This is a genomic window from Lysinibacillus louembei (assembly GCF_033880585.1).
In the GTDB taxonomy this organism is placed as follows: Bacteria; Bacillota; Bacilli; order Bacillales_A; family Planococcaceae; genus Metasolibacillus; species Metasolibacillus louembei.
Genome location: NZ_CP137624.1, coordinates 3,137,761 through 3,157,729, shown reverse-complemented (window position 1 = coordinate 3,157,729; position 19,969 = coordinate 3,137,761). Strand labels below are relative to the sequence as shown.

Here is a 19,969-nt window from a genome sequence, read left to right as displayed (position 1 = left end):
AAATCGAGAAAGTTGCAAAAATCAGGGAGAAGTCGCAAAAATCAGGGAGAAGCCGCAAATAAATCGAGGAAGTCGCAAATATGAAGAGAGAAGTCGCAAATAAATCAAGAAAGTCGCAAATATCCAAAAAAAGCCGCTGATATCATCAACCAGCTCTGCAACAAACATCCCCAAATCAAAATGGCTATCGAGATGTCACATGCATCTGGATAGCCATTTCTTTATATTTTCAAATGAAAATGAATTTTTTTGGCGGCTGTGTAGGCATTGCGTTTTGCCTCGTGTTTGGAGTTACCTGTTGCGATGACGTATGCATAGCGGTGCCCCATCGAGAGTGGAGGGATGAGCAGTGTCCCTCTCCTTGGCTTAATATAAACTTCGACAACACCACGGCTATTTTTGGCTTTATTTCTCCCGGTTACTCTTTCTAATATGCCCTTGCGCTCAACGACTAAATACTTTGTATAAACAAAGCGCTGATGAAGCGGCTCGATATTTGGCTGTTCTCCTGTTAAAAGCTTTAATGTCTCCTTTACTAAATTAAAGCCAAAAGCTGCTTCTAGCATATGGTTCATAGCCCCGCCTGAAATGCGTGGATTGATTTCGATAAGCTTCCAACCATTTTTAGTTAGGCGTAGCTCTAAATGCATCGCACCATTTTTCACACGGAAGGACTCAGTAATCGATGTAACGATGTTCTGCAAGCTATCCTGCATTTTTTCAGGGACGCGGGCAAGCACGGTATAGCCTGTAATAATAAAGCGTTTGCCTTGTGTAATATCCTGCTCAATGAGCGCAATAATATGAGGCTCCCCGTTATAAATAATCGTTTCAACTAAGTATTGTGGTCCATCAATGTATTCCTCAATCATAATCGTATCTTGTGGATATTTTTCTTGCAGTGAGGCAATATGCTCAGTAAGCTGCTTTTTATTTAAGGCGAAAAGGACATCCTTTGAGCCCGTTGATTTTGGGGATTTAACGATTAAAGGGAAGCTCATTTTCGGCAGCTCACGCATATCATTTGCGTGTAAAATAAAAAATTTCGGTGTGAACTCGAAATGCTGTAGGTGCTGCCTTGTTACTTCTTTATCCTCCATGCTAGCAATGGCATCAGACTGTGCATAGTTTTTGCAAAATTCATCGCATAGCTGGGAGGCGGTATGGACGTATGGGTCTGTAAAGCTGACGATGCTAGTAATGGTCAGCTGTGTTTTTTGTAGGCTACGAATCGCTGTGCGCATTGCCTCCATATTTGTGATGTCAACAAATACCATTTTATGCACATCGACGTACTCTCTTCTTTGTTGAAATTGCTTTTCATTATTTGTAAAAAGAACCGTAAAATAGCCGAGGCCTTCTGCGGCTTTAATAGCTTCACGACTTGAGCCACTTTTATTTGTCCCAATAAAAACAATCGTCTTCACAACATCACTCCTATATACGAATTCTATCTTTCTATATGTATGAGCATAATAGGGCTTCATATAGTTGACTATCACGTGCGGCTTATAAAAATAAGAGAACATTCATCCAAATGCTTGCAATGTCTCTGCATATGCTACAAGCAGAAGGGGGGAGTGTATGAAGCCTATACCTGTTAGTGCTGTCGTAGAAATAGTCAATGGAGAATTGATAAAAGGGTCCGCAGATCTTGTAATTGAGCATGGTGCGTACCGTTTGAAACAAATCAAGCATAAAAGGACGATTTTTTTTACAAATACGAAAATTGTCAATTGGCAAAGCGTAGCGGCATTTTTTCCGTTAGTTATTGTGACAGAATGGAGCTATCGTCTAAGGGAAATACCTGATGGTGTAACAGTTGTGAAAGTAGAAAATATGACAAATGCGTATTGGCAGTTTGTGGAATATTACCGCCGCCAATTTAACATTCCGATTGTTGCCATTACAGGAACGGCTGGAAAAACGACAACAAAGGATATGGTGAAGCATATATTGTCAAATGACTATGAGGTTGTTGCGACACATTTAAGCAATAATTCCCGAACGGAGCTTCTCCAAAATTTATTGCGCATTAGTGAAACGACAGAGGCGGCCGTTTTTGAAACGGCAGTTGGTGCTCCGGGAGATGTGCTAGGCGCAGGGCGTTATTTTCAGCCATCTATTGGTGTCATTACAAACATTGGCTCACATCACTTAAATTACTGTAAAACGCAGGAAGGATATATCGGGGCAAAGGCGGAAATGCTGCAAATCGTTGGCAAAGGCACGCTCATTATTAATGCGGATGATGCTAATACAAAAAAAATAAATCTTCGCGCGTTTCAAGGGAAAATTATTCGCTTTGGCAAGCATAACGCGGATTTTTTAGTAAGTAGCATTACGTATACGGAGCGTGGCATGCGCTTTATTTTGCATCACCAAAATAAGCAATATGTCGTGAAAATACCTGGCCATGGGGAGCACCAAGTATACAATGCTTTAGCAGCACTTGCGGTTGTACATGAAATTGGCATGCCATTGCACAGGGCAATTGCGCAGCTTGCGACATTCCGCAAATTAAATAAGCAGCTGCAAATTTTAAAAGGAATTAATGGTTCAATGCTTATTGATGATACGTGGAGCATTACAACGACCTCGCTGGATGCAGCATTACACGTATTAAATAAGCTTGGGCAAGGCAAAAAGAAAATTGCGGTTATTGGCACGATTACTGATTTAGGGTCATGGGGCTATAGCATTCATAAGCAAGCGGGTGAGATTATTTACAAGCATGGGGTGGATGTGCTCATTACCATCGGCGAGCATGCCAGCATTATGGCTTCAAAGGCGCAGCAATTAGGGCTTGAGGCCGATATTTACAGCTTTAAAAATAATATGTTAGCACGCAGCCTTTTGAAAAAAATTGTTGATAGCAATACGATCATTTTAATTAAAGGGGATATGTATAGCGAGGCAATCCATGAATTAGCCGCGCAATTGCGTCGAGGGGAGGAGCTAGCTTGATTGCATTGTCTGTCAAAGACCTCCAAGCATTGTTAGGCGGTCAAGTTTTACAAGGCGCAACGAACTTTTCAGTGAAGCAGGCGCTGCATTATACACAGTTGGATAACGTGAAGCGTTATGCGTTGATTTTCCTTCGTAAAAGTGAAAGCGTCGATTGGAAAAGGCTGGAGCAGCACACGCCGTTGTTAATTGTATCAGATAAAGCGGAGGAGGAGCTACGCAAGGCTCCTGCTTCTATTACGGTTTTACAAGTAAAAAATATGCATGGCGCATTTTGGCAATTTGTCGACTACTACCGCACACTTTTTGCGATTCCAGTCGTTGCATTAACAGGTACGTGCGGGAAGACAACAACGAAGGAAATGCTCCGTCATATTTTACTTGGCGATTGGCAAGTGCAGGCAACGGTTAGTAGCATTAACGAGCCGAGGCAATCGCTCAATTACTTAACGATGGTTGATAAACAAACAAAGGCAGCCATTTTCGAATTAGGCTTAGGCAATTTAGGCAATATTAAGCATCAATGCTTAATTTACAAGCCAACTATTGGCATTATTACGAATATTGGTGTCCATCATTTAGATGGCTGTAAAAGCTTAGAGGGCTATATTCAGGCGAAGGCAGAAATCGTAGAGGGCATCGCACAAAATGGCACATTAATTATGAATGCAGACGATGCTAACAGCAAAAAAATTTCATTAGCTGCCTTTAAAGGAAAGGTCATGACATTTAGCGTTAAGCAAAATGCCGATTTCAAAGCGAGCAACGTACGCTATGGAGAGGGCGGAATGCGCTTCACTTTAAATAAAGGAAAGGAGCGCTATGATTGCTTCGTGCCAGGCTACGGAGAGCATCAAGTCTATAATGCGTTAGCAGCGCTTGCTGCTACGACAGAAATGGGCTTCCCACTGCGCAAAGCGATTGCTAAGCTGCGCACCTTTAAAAATATGGAGCGCCATTTACAGTTTTCTAAAGGGCTAGCAGGCAGCACGATTATTGACGATACGTGGACCAATAATCCAACCTCGATTGAAGCAGCGTTGAAGGTGCTAGCAGCAGTTGGCAAAGATAAAAAGCACATCGTTATTTTAGGTGATATTAAAAGGCTTGGTAGCTATGAGCGGCAATATCATCGTGAAATCGGCTCGCTACTTGCGAAACAATCTGTTGATACATTAATTACAATTGGACAACGTGCGAAGGATATTGCACTTCAAGCGAAGGCAGATGGCATCACTGCTGACGTGCATAGCTTTGCAGATGTCAAAGGTGTGATGGCTTTGCTGCAAAAAATCGTTACGAAAAATTCATTAATTTTAATTAAAGGGCCAATGTCCAGCAGGTCGATGATTGATTTTGCAAATGAATTGAAGGGGGATTTAAAGTAGTGATTCGCCCGATTAAGCACTGAATTCGCCCACAAAATAAGCGTGCCTGATTTTTCAGGCACGCCCTCTTTTATTTCGTAATGCGCTTCGCTGTAATATAGCGATCTTTATAATAGTCTACTAGCAACAAACGCGTAATGACGCCATCCTTTGTTGGCAAAATAATACGGTGCTCACCTGCATAAATACCAACTAATGAAGGGTTTTTAGAGCCCTTTGCACTGCTGAAAAAGACGAGATCCCCTTTTTGTAAATTGGTGCGGGCAACGGTTGTTCCAAGCTTCATTTGCTCCGATAATACGGTTGTATTGATTTTCACACCGCTTTGACTTAGTACATATTGTACGTAGCCACCAGCCGTAAAGCGCTTTTGTGCAGCTACATTGGCAGTGCCGATGCGTGCGCTATTTTTATATAGCAACGCCTTATCAACAATTTTTTCACCTGTCGAAGCGGGGTTAGCAGTCATTAATGATGGCAACACACGACGAGCAGCATAGTAATTATCTTTATAATACGGCTTGCTATTCATATCTGAAATGACGATATTTTGCTTTGTATCCGCCATATGCAAAAGCTTATTATTGCCAATGTAAATGCCTACATGGTCAGGGTCTGTCCCTGTTTTTTTACTTTTGAAAAAGACTAAATCGCCTTTTTGTAATTGGCTTCTTGATACGGCTTTCCCTTGCTTAAGCATATAATCTTCGTTATACGTACCTAAGTCAACACCATTTTTCTCGAAAATATACATTAAAAATGAAGCACAGGAGAATTTATAAGGTGCTGTTGGCTTATATTGCGTATTGCTATATGTGGCTTTCCCTATTAAGCTTTTTCCTGTCGCAATAATTTGATCTGCCTTTTGATTGACTGCTTGTTGGCTGACAGTGGCAGCGGCTACCTCCGTTGTTTGCAAAGCACTAGGCAGTATTGGTAGTGAGCTACAGCTAATCGTTAATGCTAATGTCGCTGTTAGTATTTGTTTTTTCATCATGGTCCCTCCTTGATTTCAAGCTCGTCCCGATTGTAGCACGCATAAATTGTGTATTTGGGAGGTAAGTTTATCCAATCGGGAATGTAACAATTTGAAACCGTTATAGGTCAAGGGGGGAGGACAGCAATTTACAGTTGTGTAACAAATGTAACAAAAAAGCTGATAAAAAGGCGTTTTATAAATGATTTATGAAATTTCAGTTAATTTATTACTAGGAAAATGGTAATATAAATACTTACTAGATGAGGTGATGAATGTATGCTAACGATTTTTGGAGGGATTGGGCTGTTCCTGCTTGGCATGTCGATGCTAACGAACGGACTGAAGGAAATTGCAGGAGAAGCGCTAAAGCGTTGGCTCAATAAGTTTACAAGAGGAACGTTTAGCTCCATGCTGTCAGGAATTTTTATGACCATCTTAGTGCAGTCCTCAACAGCAACGACTTTATTAACAATCGGCTTTGTCAGTGCAGGCTTGCTAACATTTATTCAGTCCATCGGTGTCATTATTGGGGCAAATATTGGGAGTACATCAACAGGGTGGATTATTTCATTAATTGGCTTTAAAATTAGCCTGCAAGCAATGGCATTGCCGATTATTGGCGTTGGTGTCTTTATGTCGTTTATCGCACCGCGCGATATTAAAAAATTCGGTGGTGTCTTGGCAGGCTTCGGCTTGCTATTTTTAGGAATTGATATGCTACAACAAGGAATGGGCGATGCGCAAAATTTAATTGCCTTCGATAAAATTCCTGCTAATTCATTTATGTCGATTATCCTACTTATTCTCATTGGCGTCATTATGACGATTATTATGCAAGCATCAAGCGCAGCGATGGCAGCGACATTAGCGGCTTTATTTACAGGCGCAATTGATTTTGAACAGGCTGCTTATTTAGTCATTGGGCAAAATATCGGCACAACAGCAACGGCATTGTTTGCCGCAATTGGTGCATCGGTAGCGGCAAAGCGTACAGCGATGACGCATTTATTGTTTAATGTAGTAACAGCGACCATTGTAACAGCGACATTCCCGTACTTTTTACAATTAGTACGTTGGCTGACAGAAGCGGCAACTGGACGCTTTGATGAAACGATGGCATTAGCTATTTTCCATACGTTATTCAGCGTGCTCGGTGCGATTATTTTCATGCCATTTATTCAACAGTTCGCAAAGCTTTTAATGAAAATTGTACCAGAGCGTGAAAATGCTTTAACACGCAATTTAGATAAAAAGCTTTTAGAAGTACCTTCTGTTGCACTGGATGTTTCGTTTAAAACGATTCGCGATATTTTAATCGTCTTAACAACGGCACAAAGCGCCTTAATGGTGACGAAAAAACTCACAGCAGACTATGAGCGCAAAATGGATGAAGTCGAAGAGGCCATTCAAATTACAAATGATTTTTTAAATGCCATTCAATCCACATCTAAAAGAGAACGCAATAAGCATATTGCCATTTTACATACACAGGACCATCTTGTTCGCTTAGTCAAGGTGCTACGTGAAGAGCAGCAGCTAGAGGCGCTCGTATTGCAGCCACAATTAATGACAGAGTGGCAGGAAATATTAGCAGATGTACAGCAATATTTGACTGGGGAGCAGCCAATCAGCGATATTGCCCAAATACTAGAGGGGCATTCACGCATGATGGCAGAGGCGCGCCGCAACAAGCGTAACGAATATTTCGAGCGCTCGGTAGCAAATGAAACGGAGCTAGGTGTAGCTGTTTCGAAGGTAGGGGCACTGCTTTGGATTGATCGCCTCGTCTATCATTATTGGCGTTCAACCGCACGAATGGCGGAATTCCAGCAGCTTGATGAGGAAAAGCGCATTTGAGCCAATGAAAAGAGGTGTCTGTAAGTCGACTTACAGACACCTCTTTAGCATGTGCTATAGCTTAAAGTGATTAATAACTGCTTGTAATTGCTCTGCTAAATTCTGGTGCAGCCGATTTGCGTTGAGCGATTGCTGCTTTCAATGTTCGTCAATGCAAGTTGGGCTAAGCTTTTTATTTTTTTATAAACCAAAATCATTATATCGGAGGCTTTATTCATGATTTGGCTGAATCATGGTAAAATAAGAAGCATCATAGATGGAAAAGGGGATAGATGTGTGAATATACGCATTGAATGGTTATATAAGGCGAAAAATGGAGCAGAAACGCTATTTCATTCAGCGCCATTACCAGCAGCGCAAGTGCTGATGCTTGTGGAGGATGTCATGCAGACAGGGCGAGTGAAAAATATTGTGTTAACAGATGCATATGACAGCACATGGACGCTAAAGGAGCTAAAAAAATATGTGCAAGAAGTCGCCTCTGAGCCACAAAATATCACGATTTACTTTGACGGAGGCTTTCAGCAAAATACAAAAACAGCGGGCCTAGGCTATGTTGTTTATTTTGAGCAAGATGGCAAAGCTTATCGCATGCGTAAAAATGCCTTTGTAGAAGGACTGATATCCAATAACGAGGCAGAATATGCAGCACTGCATTTAAGTATTCGCGAGCTAGAGGAGCTAAACGTACATCATGCAACCGTGCATTTTAAAGGCGACTCACAAGTTGTCATCCGACAAATGGCAGGGGATTGGCCAGCCTATGAAAAGGAATTAGCGGCATGGGCAAATAAAATTGACAAAAGGCTAGAAAAGCTGCATATTACACCGATGTATGAGCACGTCTCAAGAAAGCAAAATGAAGAGGCAGATAGACTAGCAACACAAGCCTTAAATGGCATTACTATTGATGGGCGGAAGGAGCTGCAATAAAAAATCAATAGTGAAAATAGTCGAAATAATGCTAAACTAATGATATCTAAATTTTGTCGGAAATGAGGCTATGTTATGAATGAAAAGCTAAAAATAGTAGTAGATGCAATCGATTTTTACCACGCAACATACTCAGAGGATGCTTGTATCATCGTAGCAGACACGGAAAAAATTATTGCTTATAAAGAAGGAAAAAAGGTTCGTCTCCCGATTAAGGTTGGACAGCTTGTTGATAATTATAAAGGAACGACCTCGATTAAAGCGCTATACTCAGGGCAATATTTACGAGAGGAGCATGGACCAGAATTATTTGGCTTTGCTTATATTGCGACAGCGCAGCCTATCAAAGACAATGGGCAAGTAGTTGGCGTTGTAAGCGCAATTATTTCCAACGAAAAAATAGAGGGTATCCGAACGTTAGCAACTGATTTGTCAAGCACAGTAGGCGATATGACGACAACAAACCACTCCTTAACAAAAGCGAGTGATGATGTCGCAGTGCGTCTTGATGAGCTATCAAGTCTTTCAGAAACGATGAATGAGGATATCCAGCAAATTAATACAATCGTGGCATTCGTTAAAGATATTGCGGTTAAATCAAGAATTCTCGGCTTAAATGCTTCGATTGAAGCGGCTCGCTCTGGTGAGCATGGACGCGGCTTTGCGGTCGTGGCAGCTGAAATTCAAAAAATGGCACAAAACAGTACAGAAAGCGCGGAGGAGATTGCACAGCAATTAGAAAAAATTAAAGCATCCATCGACCGCGTCAATTTATCAACGAGTGAAATCGTTGCATTTACAGAGCAGCTATCCTCTAGCATTGAGGGCTTTGATGGTGCCTATAAAGATATCGACAACACAGCGAGCAAGCTGTTGGACATTAGCAAATATTGACGGAGGCACACAATGAGGCAATTTCACAATGAGCAATTGACCGTTTATATGAGTCAGCTCTTTAAAACAACTTCCACCGTTATTGCAACAGCAGATTGCATTATCTTAGTTGATCCGACTTGGCTGCCAGCAGAAATCGCAACAATTCAAGCCGATATCGCTAAAATACGCAATGACCGACCACTTTACTTGCTTTTTACACATTCAGACTGGGACCATATTCTCGGCTATGGAGCATTTCCGGAGGCAAAGGTCATTGCAAGTGAAGCGTTTCAGCAGCGCACAGACAAGGAGCAAATCGTCGAGCAAATTCGCACATTTGATGATAATTATTATATTGATCGTGCTTATCCATTGCATTATCCGACTGTCGATATTGAGATTACTGAGGATGGACAAACACTGACAATCGGTGCTACGAAGCTTACTTTTTATTTGGCAAAAGGGCACACGAATGATGGACTATTTACAATCGTCGAACCACTCGGTATTTGGATTGCAGGCGATTATTTATCAGATGTAGAGTTTCCATATATTTATGATAGCAGCTATGCATATGAGGACACGTTGGGCAAAGTGAATCATATATTACAGCGACATACTATTCATTACTTAATTCCAGGGCATGGGCATATGACAATGGACAAGGCAGAAATGACAAAGCGCCAGCAGGATGCCCTTGCCTATATTCAGCAATTGCGCCAATGCATTTTACAGCAAAAAGAGAGCGACTATTTAATTACCAATTACGCTTATCCACGTAATATGCGAGCATTCCATCAAGCAAATATTCGCTTGATGGAAGAAGAGCAGAAGACTGTTTAAAATAGACTTAATGAATGTTATTTATATTTTGTTATGGGGGACTTATGAAAACTCACTATTATTTAGGCTGGTTTAACGATTTTTTCCCAGATAATCTAGGCAAGGTGTTACAGGAGGATATAATTGAGAGAAAATCTCTTGTGATGATTAGTTCAACTCCCTTTGTCGATGAAGATAATGGTACTACCGAACGCTCATGGCTTGACCAAGTGGGTATTATGTTTGATGAGTATCATTTAATTAATTGTCGTGTACATAAGGAAGATGCCAAAATTTTAATTGAAAATGCTTCAGTCATTTTTTTGTTAGGTGGAAATACGCTTGCACAAAATGAATTTTTGATGGAATATGAATTGTCGAATTTGATTAAAAACAGTAAAGCAGTTGTGCTAGGGGCTAGCGCTGGAGCAATCAACATGTCCGCTAAATGGTTATGCTCGAAAAACCTTGGCTATAAAGTTGAAATAAACGCTGTTTACGACGGAATTGGTCTTGATAATTTTTCCATTCTGTCACATTTTGATCTTGAAAATAACATGGCACTAGTTCAAAGAGAGCTGGCTCCTTTATCTGAGGAAATGAATATTTATGTATCGAACAAAGATTGCGCTGTACGTGCAAAAGGGGAGAAAATCGATATTTTAGGCAACGTCTATTTAATGTCCCGTTCAAAGATTCACAAATTGGCTGAGACATTGTAGAGTCACAAAAAATAAGGCAATCAAAAATATTTAGAGCGTATTTTGAAATCAATTGTTCAAAATACGCTCTTTATTCGTTGAGCAAATCATTTAAGGAATAGCTACTCTACAGCTTAACCTTCCCATACACACCACCACCACCAGCTTCAAACGCTAGCTGTCCAGTGCGAGCAAGAATAATTTTTTCCGCTAATGGCTGCGCTACAATTTCCATTAATTGTTCAAGCGTTGTGCGATGCAAAATATTCATTTCAGTACCGAAAGCCGTTAATAGCTTGTCCAGCGTCTTTTTACCTAGACCAGGAATAAATTCTAAAGGCACTTGATGAATATAGGGTGGGCGCTCTACTGGAGTAAAGGTAGCGCTAGAAAGCTGCTGAATGCGTGTCGCTACACCACGCACGATATGCTTGCTATGGCAAAATGGACAAATTTCAGCGCCTTCTGTCACAGCCTTGCCACAAGCCGCACACACCGTTTCATGATATTTCCCTAGCAACGGATGTAAGCCATAATTTGTTACAATGGCTCGACCATTCTCACGATGTAGCGCCAGTCGCAATTCCTCGAAATTAGCTGCCTCCATCTGTATTTTTTGGTATTCACGTGCGATTTTGCCAAGCGAATGCGCATCTGAATTCGTTACAAACGTATAGGGAGCTAATTCCTCTATGCCGCGTACCATATCCGTATCAGCGCTTAGTCCAAGCTCAATGGCATCGATAATTGCAGGGTCAAACACTTCTGTTAAGCTCTTTTTAACCCCTTTGCCATATAAGCTTTTAAAAGGTGTGAACACATGCGCAGCAATAAATAGCCCATTCAGTTCAGCGACTTTTTGCTGCAATGTTTTCGCATCACAATAAATGCGCTGTGAGCTAAGATGAATATTTTTCATATGCTTGCTTAACCATGCTGAAAAAGCCTGCATTGATTGCAATGTAGGCAAATAAGCAAGCACATGAATAGGTCCATGACAATGACTATCGTAAATTTCAAGCTCGGAGCCCATAATGAGCGTTGTCTTTTCATAGAGTAAGCCGCCCTGTGCTAATTCGGTCATTTTTCCTGTTCGCACATGCTCCTCCAGCTCCTCCAATACCTCTGGGCTATGACAATCAATAATGCCTATCATATCAAGCCCTTTATTGGCACTTGCTGTATGTAATATATTAGAAAGGGTTAATGTGCGACTTCCCGTAATTTTGACAGCACGCCCGCTATGCGTTCGTCCAATATGAATATGTAAATCCGCATAATAATCGTTCAATGAAAGTCCTCCTTGCGACAATTTTTATTATTATTTCCACACATGTCTCTACCTATTCTAATATAACATAATTAGCGCAGCATTCTCCTGAGCTGGCGGACTTCCTTTGTAAGTTCCTCCATTTGCTCATGTAATTTTGTCATTTCAGTCGATGAAAAATTTTCTTCTTTTTGCTGCTCTAATGCCTTTAATTCAAGTCCTTCTGCAATGGCAGATAAAGCATAGCCTAATACTGTTATAACTGTGCCGAGATAAGCAAGTCGATCAATTTGAATATCCGTACTTTCTGCTGATTGCCCAGTTTTTTTCTCTTTGCTAGTCATCTCCATCACTCCTTCTTACACTAGCCTATGAATAGTAAGCGGAAAAAGTGAATACATACATAAAAGGAAAGAAATCTTTGATAAGCAGAAATGGAGGAAATAGCATGGCAAAATTATTAACAGCAATGCAAGAGCATTTAGCAGCTGCACAGCATCATCTGCACTGTATGGAAAAGGAGCAGCAAAAGCAAAATAAAAAGCGCTTTTTGTACGAGCTTCAAGCTTTCCAAACATCAATGACAGCAATATTAAGCACTGCAAAGGAGTACAATAAACGCATTTATAAAAAGCAGCTTGTGAATTTGCCGCATAAAGCTTTTTTTCAAGCCATTAAAAAGAGGCATATTATCGAGCGACCAATGGCAGAGAAAATTGAAATGCCAATCAACTTGCAGGCAGTTTATGCGATAAAAAGAAATAATAAATTTGATGCTCGAACAGGCTTTTATCATAAAGGAAGACCGAACGATTCCATTGTTAAACTAGGCACATACTATGTGCAGGAAGTGCAGCAAGTCGTTTTTAGTATAAATGATGCAGGAATAAGCCAAAAATAAAAATTTCAACTATTTTTTCTCAAAATTGTACATGCTATACTATCTAAAAGGAGATGACTAGCATGAAAAAAATGATGCAAGGTATATTGGCAATTTTATTTTTGTCAGCAATTATCATCCCATCTGCACAAGCCGCAGAGGAACGTACAATCAAAGCAGAAATTGTTACAACAGATAGTATTGCTATGCGCAATGCTCCTATGAAAACGGGCAAAACATTAGCGATTATACCGAAAAATACAAAGCTGAGTGCAACTGCTCGCAGCGGTGATTGGTATAAAGTTTCCTATCAAAAGCAGGTAGGCTGGGTGCCGATTGATTATGTGACAAAATATGTAGCACCAAAGGCGAGCGCAAATCAAACTACTACAGCACCAAAGGGCAGTAGTGCAACGGTCAATCCAAAAGCCCCAACTTCCTTTCAAAACTGTACGGAGCTGCGCGTTTATTATCCTAAAGGTGTAGCGCAAGGACATCCTGCCTATGCCTCAAAGCATGACCGCGATAAAGATGGCTGGGCTTGTGAGAAAAAATAGTCTAGAGCTTTAATTAAAAACAGTGTGAAATGCTATGATTTCACACTGTTTTTCCTATAGTACATCTTTTATGACAGTAAAAAGGGCATCCCTTGGTATAACGACAGGAATATTTAGTTTGTCCTGAATCCTCTCTTTCATCGTATGTGAATAGCCCATACAATCAAGAATTAAAAGGTCAGCTCCCTGTGCCTCTAATTTTTGAGCTGTCATGAATAGGTGCTGCTCATTGAAGTGATACGGTGAGCTTGCGGCAAAGGAGACATTAAATTGTGCCTTTTGCCATTTAGCACAGACGCTATTTTGTTGTTCAGGCTCAGGGCCAATCAAGCCAAGATGTAGGCTAGGGTGAATGCCCTTGATTAAATGTGTCATAAAATGGTCAGGCAGCAATAAATTTTTTCCTGACAATTTATTAGCGAAATCGCCTGTGCACATTAGTAGAATCCATTGAAAATTCGACAAATCATGAATGCGCTTTTGAATATAGGGCATTAGCTTTTGTTTGCTCAGCTTCACTTGCTCGCCGCTTGTTAATAATGTAACAAGCATGTCCTCGTCATTTGAGGTAGGGGCGAGTGTGTTAATTTCATCTAAGGTAAGTAAGTCTAATACGCCAAATTCAGTTATGTCTAATCCAGCATCTTTTAATTTTATAATGTCTGACGCCATATCCTTACGCGGTGCTTGACCGATTGTGACAACTGCAATTTTCATATTTTTCATCTGACATACTCCGCTTCGTAATATTTTATCCCACTGACATATGTTTGTAATACTTTTGCTTCCGTTTCGAAAATAGGGTGTGACCAGACGACAAAATCGGCATCCTTTCCTTTTTCCAGTGAGCCGATTCGATGCTGTAGCTGGACAAGCTTTGCTGCATGAAGGGTAATGCTTTTTAAAGCTGTTTCTTCATCTAATCCATAGCGAATCGCTTCAGAGGCGCAATATTTTAAATATTGTATAGGGACAAATGGATGGTCTGTCATAATGGCAAATGGAATTTGCTTATCTTGAAAAATTTTAGCGATAGCAGGTGTTGAATGGCGCGTTTCATATTTAGAAGGTGTCAGCATATAGGGACCAACAGTGGCATTAAAGCCGCTAGCTTTTACTGCATCGACAATTAAATGTCCCTCTGTGCAATGCTCTAAATGAAGCTCCACATCAAATTCCTTTGCGATACGAATTGCTGTCATAATATCATCTGCGCGGTGGCAATGCAGACGCAATGGCATAACTCCACGCAACACCTCGATAAATGGACGCAATTCTAAATTATTGTCAATGTGTATATTTTGCTGCTCTGCATCTAATTGCTTCGCACGCTGGAAGCCATCCCGTAAAATTTGTGCGATTGCCATTCTTGTCATCGGCTTGCGCTTGTACTGATTGCCAAAAACATTTTTAGGATTTTCACCTAAAGCGCCTTTCAAGCCACTGCGCTCTATAAGGACACGCGATTCAAGTGTTGGGCCTGCAGTTTTTAAAATGCTCCAAATACCACCAATGACGTTGGCACTACCTGGTCCTGTTTGTACTGTTGTAACGCCACCTTCAATAGCATGCTGGAAGGAGAAGTGTCGAATATCGACGCTATCGAGTGCGTGCATTAAAGGGGTAAAGGGCTCACTATATTCGTTTGCATCATTAATATCCTCCGTTACTTCAGCCCAAGTTCCTACATGTGCATGAATATCAATGAGCCCTGGTGTGACGACAGCTCCTTGTAAATCAACGGTTTCGGCATGCGCAGGAATGTCGAGCGCTTTACCTACATAAGTGATAATGCCATCCTCTACCCAAAGCTGTTCAACAACATCGTTATGTTCATTTGCTGTGGCAAATTTTGCATTGTGATAAATCATCATATGAGAGCACCTGCTTTCTGGCTATATACTTGCTGTCCTTTAATAAAGGTCGCAATGACTTGGGCATCTAAATCTAAAGGATGCTTATTCCAAATAACAAAATCAGCAAATAAGCCATCACGAATTGAACCCGTCATATTTTCAATGCCTAAAAATTGTGCAGCACCAGTTGTTAACGCATAAAGTGCATCGGCACGTGATAAGCCTTCACGCACAGCTAAGCCTGCCTCAATGGCTAAATGTGTTGCACTGCTCGTAGGGTGATCTGTGCAAAAGACAAAGGGCGTATTCATCATAGCAAGCTGTTGATACAGATTTGGTGAGAGTGCCATCATTTCATTGTGCTCGATATAGCGAAATACTGGGCCTGCAACGACTGTATTCCATTTAGCCTGCTCGATAAAGGAAATTTCTGTTGCATGAACAATATGGAATTCATAGTGAAATTCCTTTTGCAAACGTTGAATCAGCTCAATATCGACTGCTTTATGTGCACGAATCATTATTTTCTTAATTGCTGGCTCCTGCTGTTGAAGCTGCTGCAATGTATCTCTTAAAGTTTTAGCGATACCCATGCGCGTTAAAGGCTTTTTCGTCGCATTAAAAAATGTATGCTTTGCATGGTGACCAATGGAAAAGGTAAAAGCAATATTGTTATCAATGACCATTTCATCAACCGTTGTATGTGTGTGATGTACAACGGCAGTCTTTGCCCCAATTAAGCTTTTAGGGGAGGGGACAATGTGCGAGGCAGTAATGCCATGTTGAAGTGCCATTTGAAAAGCTTTGTCAAAAGGGTAAATGCCATCAAGCACAGAATAATGTAGATTGCTTTCCATTTCAAAGCTATCGTCGCCTTCCCAACGAATGCCAATCTCTTGCAAGCCGATTTGTGAGCAGCTATCAATAAAGCCTGGTGTCACATAGCAATTTGTTAAATCAACTGCTGGCATATCTGATGCGGATGGTGCTATGAAATATTGCTCCTGCACTTCAAAATCACCTTTTTCAAAGGTGCGTGACTGGTAGTTAAAAACAAGTCCATTTGTATAGCGAGTCATTGATGGATTCCTCCTATTTAAATAGAGAAGATATTTTCTCTGTATTTGAATGAATAAATGGGGCTGCCCTGAAAGGAATTTCTTTCTGGACAGCCCCATTTTCTTATTCCCGCAGTAGGGGAATCAAATATAATTTATTTAGAAATTGAAACGTTTGTCCCATTTGGATGTACAATTTGCACTGAGTTATCAGGTGATACTTCGAAGCCTTGTACTTTTTTATTAATCGCTGCAACAGCCTCTGTAGCTTCTAGCTCAATACGTGGTACATCAGCCATAATAAGCTTTAATGCTTCTTTATAAATTTCTGCACGCTCTTCTTGTACAACTGTTTCTGAAACAGCACGAGCTAATAGGGCATCTACCTCTGGATTGCTGTAGCCTTTACCATTGCCAAGAGCCCCAATTTGATTTGTGCTAAATAGTTGGTATAGGAAGAAGTATGGGTCTGGATACCATGTCCATCCACCAATATTCATCGGCGCATTGCCTTTCGCAACCATGTCACTATAAGTACCCCATTCAACAACTTTAATTTCGACATCAATGTTTAAGTTATTTTTCAATTGACTTTGGAAAATTGTTGCGTATGGAACACGCGCTTGTGCTGCATAAATCTCCGTTTTGAAACCATCTGGATAACCAGCCTCCGCTAAAAGCTGCTTCGCTTTTTCTGGGTCATATTTTGGCACAAGGTCAATTAATGATTCATCGTAGCCCCATGAGCCAGGTGGTAACGGTAAATAAGATACCTCGCCGCCACCCCATTGGTTTACGCCAGAAATAATTTCCTCAACATTTGTGGCCATATAAATTGCTTCACGTACGCGCTTATCCGCTGTAGGACCAACCTTGTTATTTAAGTCTAAATAAACAATGGATAGACCAGCGTTCGTTAATAACTCAAGATTGCTATCTTGTTTAACAATTTCGCGGTTTTGTCCTTTAACATCCATTGCGATATCAATATCACCTGAACGTAGGGCATTTGTTAGCATATTTTGATCAGCGATAAATTTCATTGTTAATTTATCAAGATGAGGCTTTTCACCCCAGTATCCATCGTGGCGTACTAGCTGTACTTCTTGGTCCTTTTTCCATTCAGTTAATTGGAATGGGCCTGTGCCAATAAAGTGCTCAGAGAAATTATCGCCCCAGCCCTCAACCTCTTCTTTTGGAATAATAATATTCCCAGCGTCTGTTAACATCGCTAATAACGCTGCATTCGGTGTAGCTAAATGAATTTCTACCTCATAATCAGAAACAACCTTCACTTCTGTTACACCATTTAAGCGATTCATAGCAGATTCCTTAGCAGAGCGCTCTAATGAATATTTCACGTCCTCTGCTGTCATTTCACGGCCATCTTGATATTGACCTTTTTGGAATTTAACGCCTTCACGTAGCTTAAATGTATACACAAGCATATCATCAGATACGCTCCACTCTGTAGCTAATGAAGGAATAACCTCAGATAAATCTTTGTTATACACAACTAATGTATCAGCCATTTGACGTATAACTTGAGATTCATAAGCACCCGTGTATTTGATAGGGTCAAAGGTTTTCGCATTCGCTGAAAGACCGACGCTTAATGAACCACCTGCTGTTACTTCACCAGTTGCTTCTCCATTTGCTTCCTGTTCCTTGTCCGCACCTTTATTATCTCCACCACATGCAGCTAACACTGAGATGACTAGTGCAAGAATTAATAGTAAGAAAGACTTTTGATGAAAAATTTTCTTTGACATTGTATTGCCCCCTTTAATTTTTGTTTCACAATATGAACCTATGATTCAAAAATAGGTTTGAACTAAAGTTAGCACTTCGTAAATAAAAAGTAAATAAAAAATATTAAAAAATTTCAGAAAAATATTTACAAACAAAGTTCGTTAGGTGTAGTATATGATTATTCACAATATGAAACAATGTTTCTAATAACGAAAAAGGAGGTTTGGGAAAGTGGGGTCATTTATTTTAAAAAGGTTAATTAATTTAATTCCTACATTGTTAGTAGTAGGCATCATCGTCTTTGTCATTACAAGAATGATTCCTGGTGATCCTGCATCTGTCATGCTTGGCCCACAAGCCAGTGTAGAGGATGTTGAGAACTTGCGAGAGGAATTGGGGTTAAATAAATCTTTGCCATTGCAATTTGTTTCATATATTGCAGACTTAGCACAGCTAAATTTAGGCTACTCCTACTCTTATAGTGAAACGGTTTTCAGTTTAATTGCGGAAAGATTTCCAAATACGGTTATTCTCGCTATTGCCGCGTTACTAATTGCTGCACTCATTGGTATTCCAGCAGGGATTTTAGCAGCGAGAAAACAAAATACAATCGTTGATTATATCGTTATGTTAATTTCTTTAATCGGTGTTTCGATGCCAATCTTTTGGCTAGGGGTCATGTTAGTTTTATTCTTTAGTGTTAATCTCGGCTGGCTACCAGCGACAGGGATGGGCAATATAGAAGAGGGGCTTTGGCCATTTGTAAGGCATTTAATATTGCCAGCATGTGCCTTAGCAACAATTCCGATGGCTACCTTTGCACGTATTACACGCTCTAGTATGTTGGAGGTAATTTCACAGGATTATATAAAAACAGCTCGCTCGAAAGGGCTGAAAGAATATTTAGTTATTGGCAAGCATGCATTTAAAAATGCTTTGACACCTATTTTAACGGTATTAGGTATGCAAATTTCTAATTTATTGGGCGGCGCTGTTTTAACAGAAACTATTTTTAGCTGGCCTGGTATGGGGCGCCTGATTGTTGAGGCGATTGATAAACGTGATTTTGTCGTAGTACAAGGAACTGTTATTTTTATAGCCTTTATTTTCGTACTTGTAAACTTGATTGTTGATGTGCTTTATAAAGTAGTAAATCCAAAGGTAAATTTAGATTCGAATGGAGGGAAAAAATAGCTATGTCTCAAGCGATAACAAATGATGCGAAAAAGAAAAAAAATACATTAGTTCGCAAACTATTAAAAAACAAGCTAGCATCAATCGGTTTAATGATTGTAGCTTTTATGACCGTTGTAGCTATTTTTGCTCCATGGATTGCAACACATCCACCAAATGAAATGGCTGTTGGTAAAGCATTTCTACCTATTAACACGGATGGACATTTACTTGGCACTGATAACTATGGTCGTGATTTATTTAGTCGCCTTGTGTACGGTGCGCGTATTTCCATTGTGGTAGGGATTGCTGCCGTATTATTCGGTGCCGTATTTGGCACGCTGCTCGGGTTAGTAGCAGGCTATTTTGGTGGTCGCTTAGACTCTATTATTATGCGTACAATGGATGGCTTGTTTGCATTTCCTTTCATTTTATTAGCGATTACATTAATGACGGTTTTAGGACAAGGTTTATTCAATGTGATTGTAGCGATTGGCATTGCCAATATTCCCGGATTTGCAAGGCTTGTTCGTGGACAGGTACTTAGCGTGAAGGAAGAGGAATTTATTGAAGTAACACATTCATTAGGTGCGACACACCGCCGCATTATTTTCAGTCATATTTTACCGAACTGCTTAGCGCCATTAATCGTATATGGCACGATGAGCACAGCTGGTGCAATTATTTCGGAGGCAGCATTAAGCTTTTTAGGCTTAGGAGTTCAGCCACCTACCTCTTCCTGGGGAAGTATTTTAAAGGACGGTAAGGATTTCTTAGTATTAAATCCTCAAATGGCAACATTCTCGGGAATCTGTATTTTAGTCACAGTATTAGGTATTAACTTATTAGGAGATGGCTTGCGTGATGCGCTTGATCCAAAAATGAAGGTGTAATGGGGAG

General features: G+C 40.4%; 19 protein-coding genes. 11 read left to right on the top strand and 8 right to left on the bottom strand.

The window, feature by feature from the left end; translation table 11 throughout:
- Positions 1-221 precede the first annotated feature (221 nt).
- Positions 222-1,427: an ATP-grasp domain-containing protein gene (locus tag R6U77_RS15710; RefSeq protein WP_319836373.1), complete on the bottom strand. Its 1,206-nt coding sequence runs from the start codon at positions 1,425-1,427 to the stop codon at positions 222-224.
- A gap of 157 nt (positions 1,428-1,584) precedes the next feature.
- On the opposite strand from R6U77_RS15710, the gene R6U77_RS15705 reads away from it, so the two are divergent.
- The gene (locus R6U77_RS15705) at positions 1,585-2,967 is read left to right on the top strand and encodes a Mur ligase family protein (protein ID WP_319836372.1); all 1,383 of its coding nucleotides are present in this window, start codon (positions 1,585-1,587) and stop codon (positions 2,965-2,967) included.
- Positions 2,964-4,355, top strand: coding sequence for a UDP-N-acetylmuramoyl-tripeptide--D-alanyl-D-alanine ligase (locus tag R6U77_RS15700; RefSeq protein WP_319836371.1), 1,392 nt, complete (start codon positions 2,964-2,966; stop codon positions 4,353-4,355). Before R6U77_RS15705 ends, R6U77_RS15700 begins: the two co-directional genes overlap by 4 nt.
- Positions 4,356-4,425: 70 nt before the next feature.
- On the opposite strand, the gene R6U77_RS15695 is transcribed toward R6U77_RS15700, so the two are convergent.
- A complete protein-coding gene (locus R6U77_RS15695) occupies positions 4,426-5,349 on the bottom strand; it encodes an NlpC/P60 family protein (RefSeq protein WP_319836370.1) in 924 nt (307 codons plus the stop codon).
- 261 nt (positions 5,350-5,610) lie between these two features.
- Here R6U77_RS15695 and R6U77_RS15690 point away from each other — a divergent pair, with 261 nt between their 5' ends.
- The 5 genes from R6U77_RS15690 to R6U77_RS15670 all read left to right on the top strand — a co-directional run bounded on the left by R6U77_RS15690 (position 5,611) and on the right by R6U77_RS15670 (position 10,544).
- A complete protein-coding gene (locus R6U77_RS15690) occupies positions 5,611-7,191 on the top strand; it encodes a Na/Pi cotransporter family protein (RefSeq protein ID WP_319836369.1) in 1,581 nt (526 codons plus the stop codon).
- 216 nt (positions 7,192-7,407) lie between these two features.
- Positions 7,408-8,124 carry a reverse transcriptase-like protein gene (locus R6U77_RS15685; RefSeq protein WP_319836368.1) on the top strand — a complete coding sequence of 239 codons (717 nt, stop codon included), beginning with the start codon at positions 7,408-7,410 and terminating at the stop codon, positions 8,122-8,124.
- A gap of 75 nt (positions 8,125-8,199) precedes the next feature.
- Positions 8,200-9,018, top strand: coding sequence for a methyl-accepting chemotaxis protein (locus R6U77_RS15680; RefSeq protein ID WP_319836367.1), 819 nt, complete (start codon positions 8,200-8,202; stop codon positions 9,016-9,018).
- 12 nt (positions 9,019-9,030) lie between these two features.
- Positions 9,031-9,843, top strand: a complete 813-nt coding sequence (locus tag R6U77_RS15675; protein WP_319836366.1) for an MBL fold metallo-hydrolase — start codon at positions 9,031-9,033, stop codon at positions 9,841-9,843.
- Positions 9,844-9,887: 44 nt separating this feature from the next.
- Positions 9,888-10,544: a Type 1 glutamine amidotransferase-like domain-containing protein gene (locus R6U77_RS15670; protein ID WP_319836365.1), complete on the top strand. Its 657-nt coding sequence runs from the start codon at positions 9,888-9,890 to the stop codon at positions 10,542-10,544.
- A 106-nt stretch (positions 10,545-10,650) separates the two neighbouring features.
- Here the strand turns inward: R6U77_RS15670 and R6U77_RS15665 are convergent, their stop codons facing one another.
- Positions 10,651-11,814, bottom strand: a complete 1,164-nt coding sequence (locus R6U77_RS15665; protein WP_319836364.1) for an endonuclease Q family protein — start codon at positions 11,812-11,814, stop codon at positions 10,651-10,653.
- 71 nt (positions 11,815-11,885) lie between these two features.
- On the bottom strand, positions 11,886-12,137 hold the full coding sequence (locus tag R6U77_RS15660; protein WP_293919793.1) for a translation initiation factor 2: 252 nt from the start codon (positions 12,135-12,137) through the stop codon (positions 11,886-11,888).
- A 104-nt stretch (positions 12,138-12,241) separates the two neighbouring features.
- Here R6U77_RS15660 and R6U77_RS15655 point away from each other — a divergent pair, with 104 nt between their 5' ends.
- Both R6U77_RS15655 and R6U77_RS15650 read left to right on the top strand, forming a co-directional pair.
- Positions 12,242-12,694 (top strand): hypothetical protein, encoded by a 453-nt coding sequence (locus R6U77_RS15655; RefSeq protein ID WP_319836363.1) that lies wholly within the window; start codon positions 12,242-12,244, stop codon positions 12,692-12,694.
- 62 nt (positions 12,695-12,756) lie between these two features.
- Positions 12,757-13,230, top strand: coding sequence for an excalibur calcium-binding domain-containing protein (locus R6U77_RS15650; protein ID WP_319836362.1), 474 nt, complete (start codon positions 12,757-12,759; stop codon positions 13,228-13,230).
- Positions 13,231-13,284: 54 nt separating this feature from the next.
- Here the strand turns inward: R6U77_RS15650 and R6U77_RS15645 are convergent, their stop codons facing one another.
- The 4 genes from R6U77_RS15645 to R6U77_RS15630 form a co-directional block, all read right to left on the bottom strand.
- Positions 13,285-13,956, bottom strand: a complete 672-nt coding sequence (locus tag R6U77_RS15645; protein WP_319836361.1) for an AroM family protein — start codon at positions 13,954-13,956, stop codon at positions 13,285-13,287.
- Positions 13,953-15,104, bottom strand: a complete 1,152-nt coding sequence (locus R6U77_RS15640; RefSeq protein ID WP_319836360.1) for an amidohydrolase family protein — start codon at positions 15,102-15,104, stop codon at positions 13,953-13,955. Before R6U77_RS15640 ends, R6U77_RS15645 begins: the two co-directional genes overlap by 4 nt.
- Positions 15,101-16,165, bottom strand: a complete 1,065-nt coding sequence (locus R6U77_RS15635; RefSeq protein ID WP_319836359.1) for an amidohydrolase family protein — start codon at positions 16,163-16,165, stop codon at positions 15,101-15,103. Before R6U77_RS15635 ends, R6U77_RS15640 begins: the two co-directional genes overlap by 4 nt.
- Positions 16,166-16,299: 134 nt before the next feature.
- The gene (locus R6U77_RS15630; protein ID WP_319836358.1) at positions 16,300-17,916 is read right to left on the bottom strand and encodes an ABC transporter substrate-binding protein; all 1,617 of its coding nucleotides are present in this window, start codon (positions 17,914-17,916) and stop codon (positions 16,300-16,302) included.
- A 211-nt stretch (positions 17,917-18,127) separates the two neighbouring features.
- Between R6U77_RS15630 and R6U77_RS15625 the strand changes: the two genes are divergently transcribed.
- Both R6U77_RS15625 and R6U77_RS15620 read left to right on the top strand, forming a co-directional pair.
- Positions 18,128-19,090 carry an ABC transporter permease gene (locus R6U77_RS15625; protein WP_319836357.1) on the top strand — a complete coding sequence of 321 codons (963 nt, stop codon included), beginning with the start codon at positions 18,128-18,130 and terminating at the stop codon, positions 19,088-19,090.
- Between the two features lie 2 nt (positions 19,091-19,092).
- Positions 19,093-19,962 carry an ABC transporter permease gene (locus R6U77_RS15620; protein WP_319836356.1) on the top strand — a complete coding sequence of 290 codons (870 nt, stop codon included), beginning with the start codon at positions 19,093-19,095 and terminating at the stop codon, positions 19,960-19,962.
- Positions 19,963-19,969: the final 7 nt, after the last annotated feature.

Coding starts and splice junctions, on each gene's coding strand:
- R6U77_RS15705 (WP_319836372.1), top strand. CDS start 1,585: ATGAAGCCTATACCTGTTAGTGCTGTCGTAGAAATAGTCAATGGAGAA.
- R6U77_RS15695 (WP_319836370.1), bottom strand. CDS start 5,349: ATGAAAAAACAAATACTAACAGCGACATTAGCATTAACGATTAGCTGT.
- R6U77_RS15690 (WP_319836369.1), top strand. CDS start 5,611: ATGCTAACGATTTTTGGAGGGATTGGGCTGTTCCTGCTTGGCATGTCG.
- R6U77_RS15685 (WP_319836368.1), top strand. CDS start 7,408: ATGATTTGGCTGAATCATGGTAAAATAAGAAGCATCATAGATGGAAAA.
- R6U77_RS15680 (WP_319836367.1), top strand. CDS start 8,200: ATGAATGAAAAGCTAAAAATAGTAGTAGATGCAATCGATTTTTACCAC.
- R6U77_RS15675 (WP_319836366.1), top strand. CDS start 9,031: ATGAGGCAATTTCACAATGAGCAATTGACCGTTTATATGAGTCAGCTC.
- R6U77_RS15670 (WP_319836365.1), top strand. CDS start 9,888: ATGAAAACTCACTATTATTTAGGCTGGTTTAACGATTTTTTCCCAGAT.
- R6U77_RS15660 (WP_293919793.1), bottom strand. CDS start 12,137: ATGACTAGCAAAGAGAAAAAAACTGGGCAATCAGCAGAAAGTACGGAT.
- R6U77_RS15655 (WP_319836363.1), top strand. CDS start 12,242: ATGGCAAAATTATTAACAGCAATGCAAGAGCATTTAGCAGCTGCACAG.
- R6U77_RS15650 (WP_319836362.1), top strand. CDS start 12,757: ATGAAAAAAATGATGCAAGGTATATTGGCAATTTTATTTTTGTCAGCA.
- R6U77_RS15645 (WP_319836361.1), bottom strand. CDS start 13,956: ATGAAAAATATGAAAATTGCAGTTGTCACAATCGGTCAAGCACCGCGT.
- R6U77_RS15640 (WP_319836360.1), bottom strand. CDS start 15,104: ATGATGATTTATCACAATGCAAAATTTGCCACAGCAAATGAACATAAC.
- R6U77_RS15635 (WP_319836359.1), bottom strand. CDS start 16,165: ATGACTCGCTATACAAATGGACTTGTTTTTAACTACCAGTCACGCACC.
- R6U77_RS15630 (WP_319836358.1), bottom strand. CDS start 17,916: ATGTCAAAGAAAATTTTTCATCAAAAGTCTTTCTTACTATTAATTCTT.
- R6U77_RS15620 (WP_319836356.1), top strand. CDS start 19,093: ATGTCTCAAGCGATAACAAATGATGCGAAAAAGAAAAAAAATACATTA.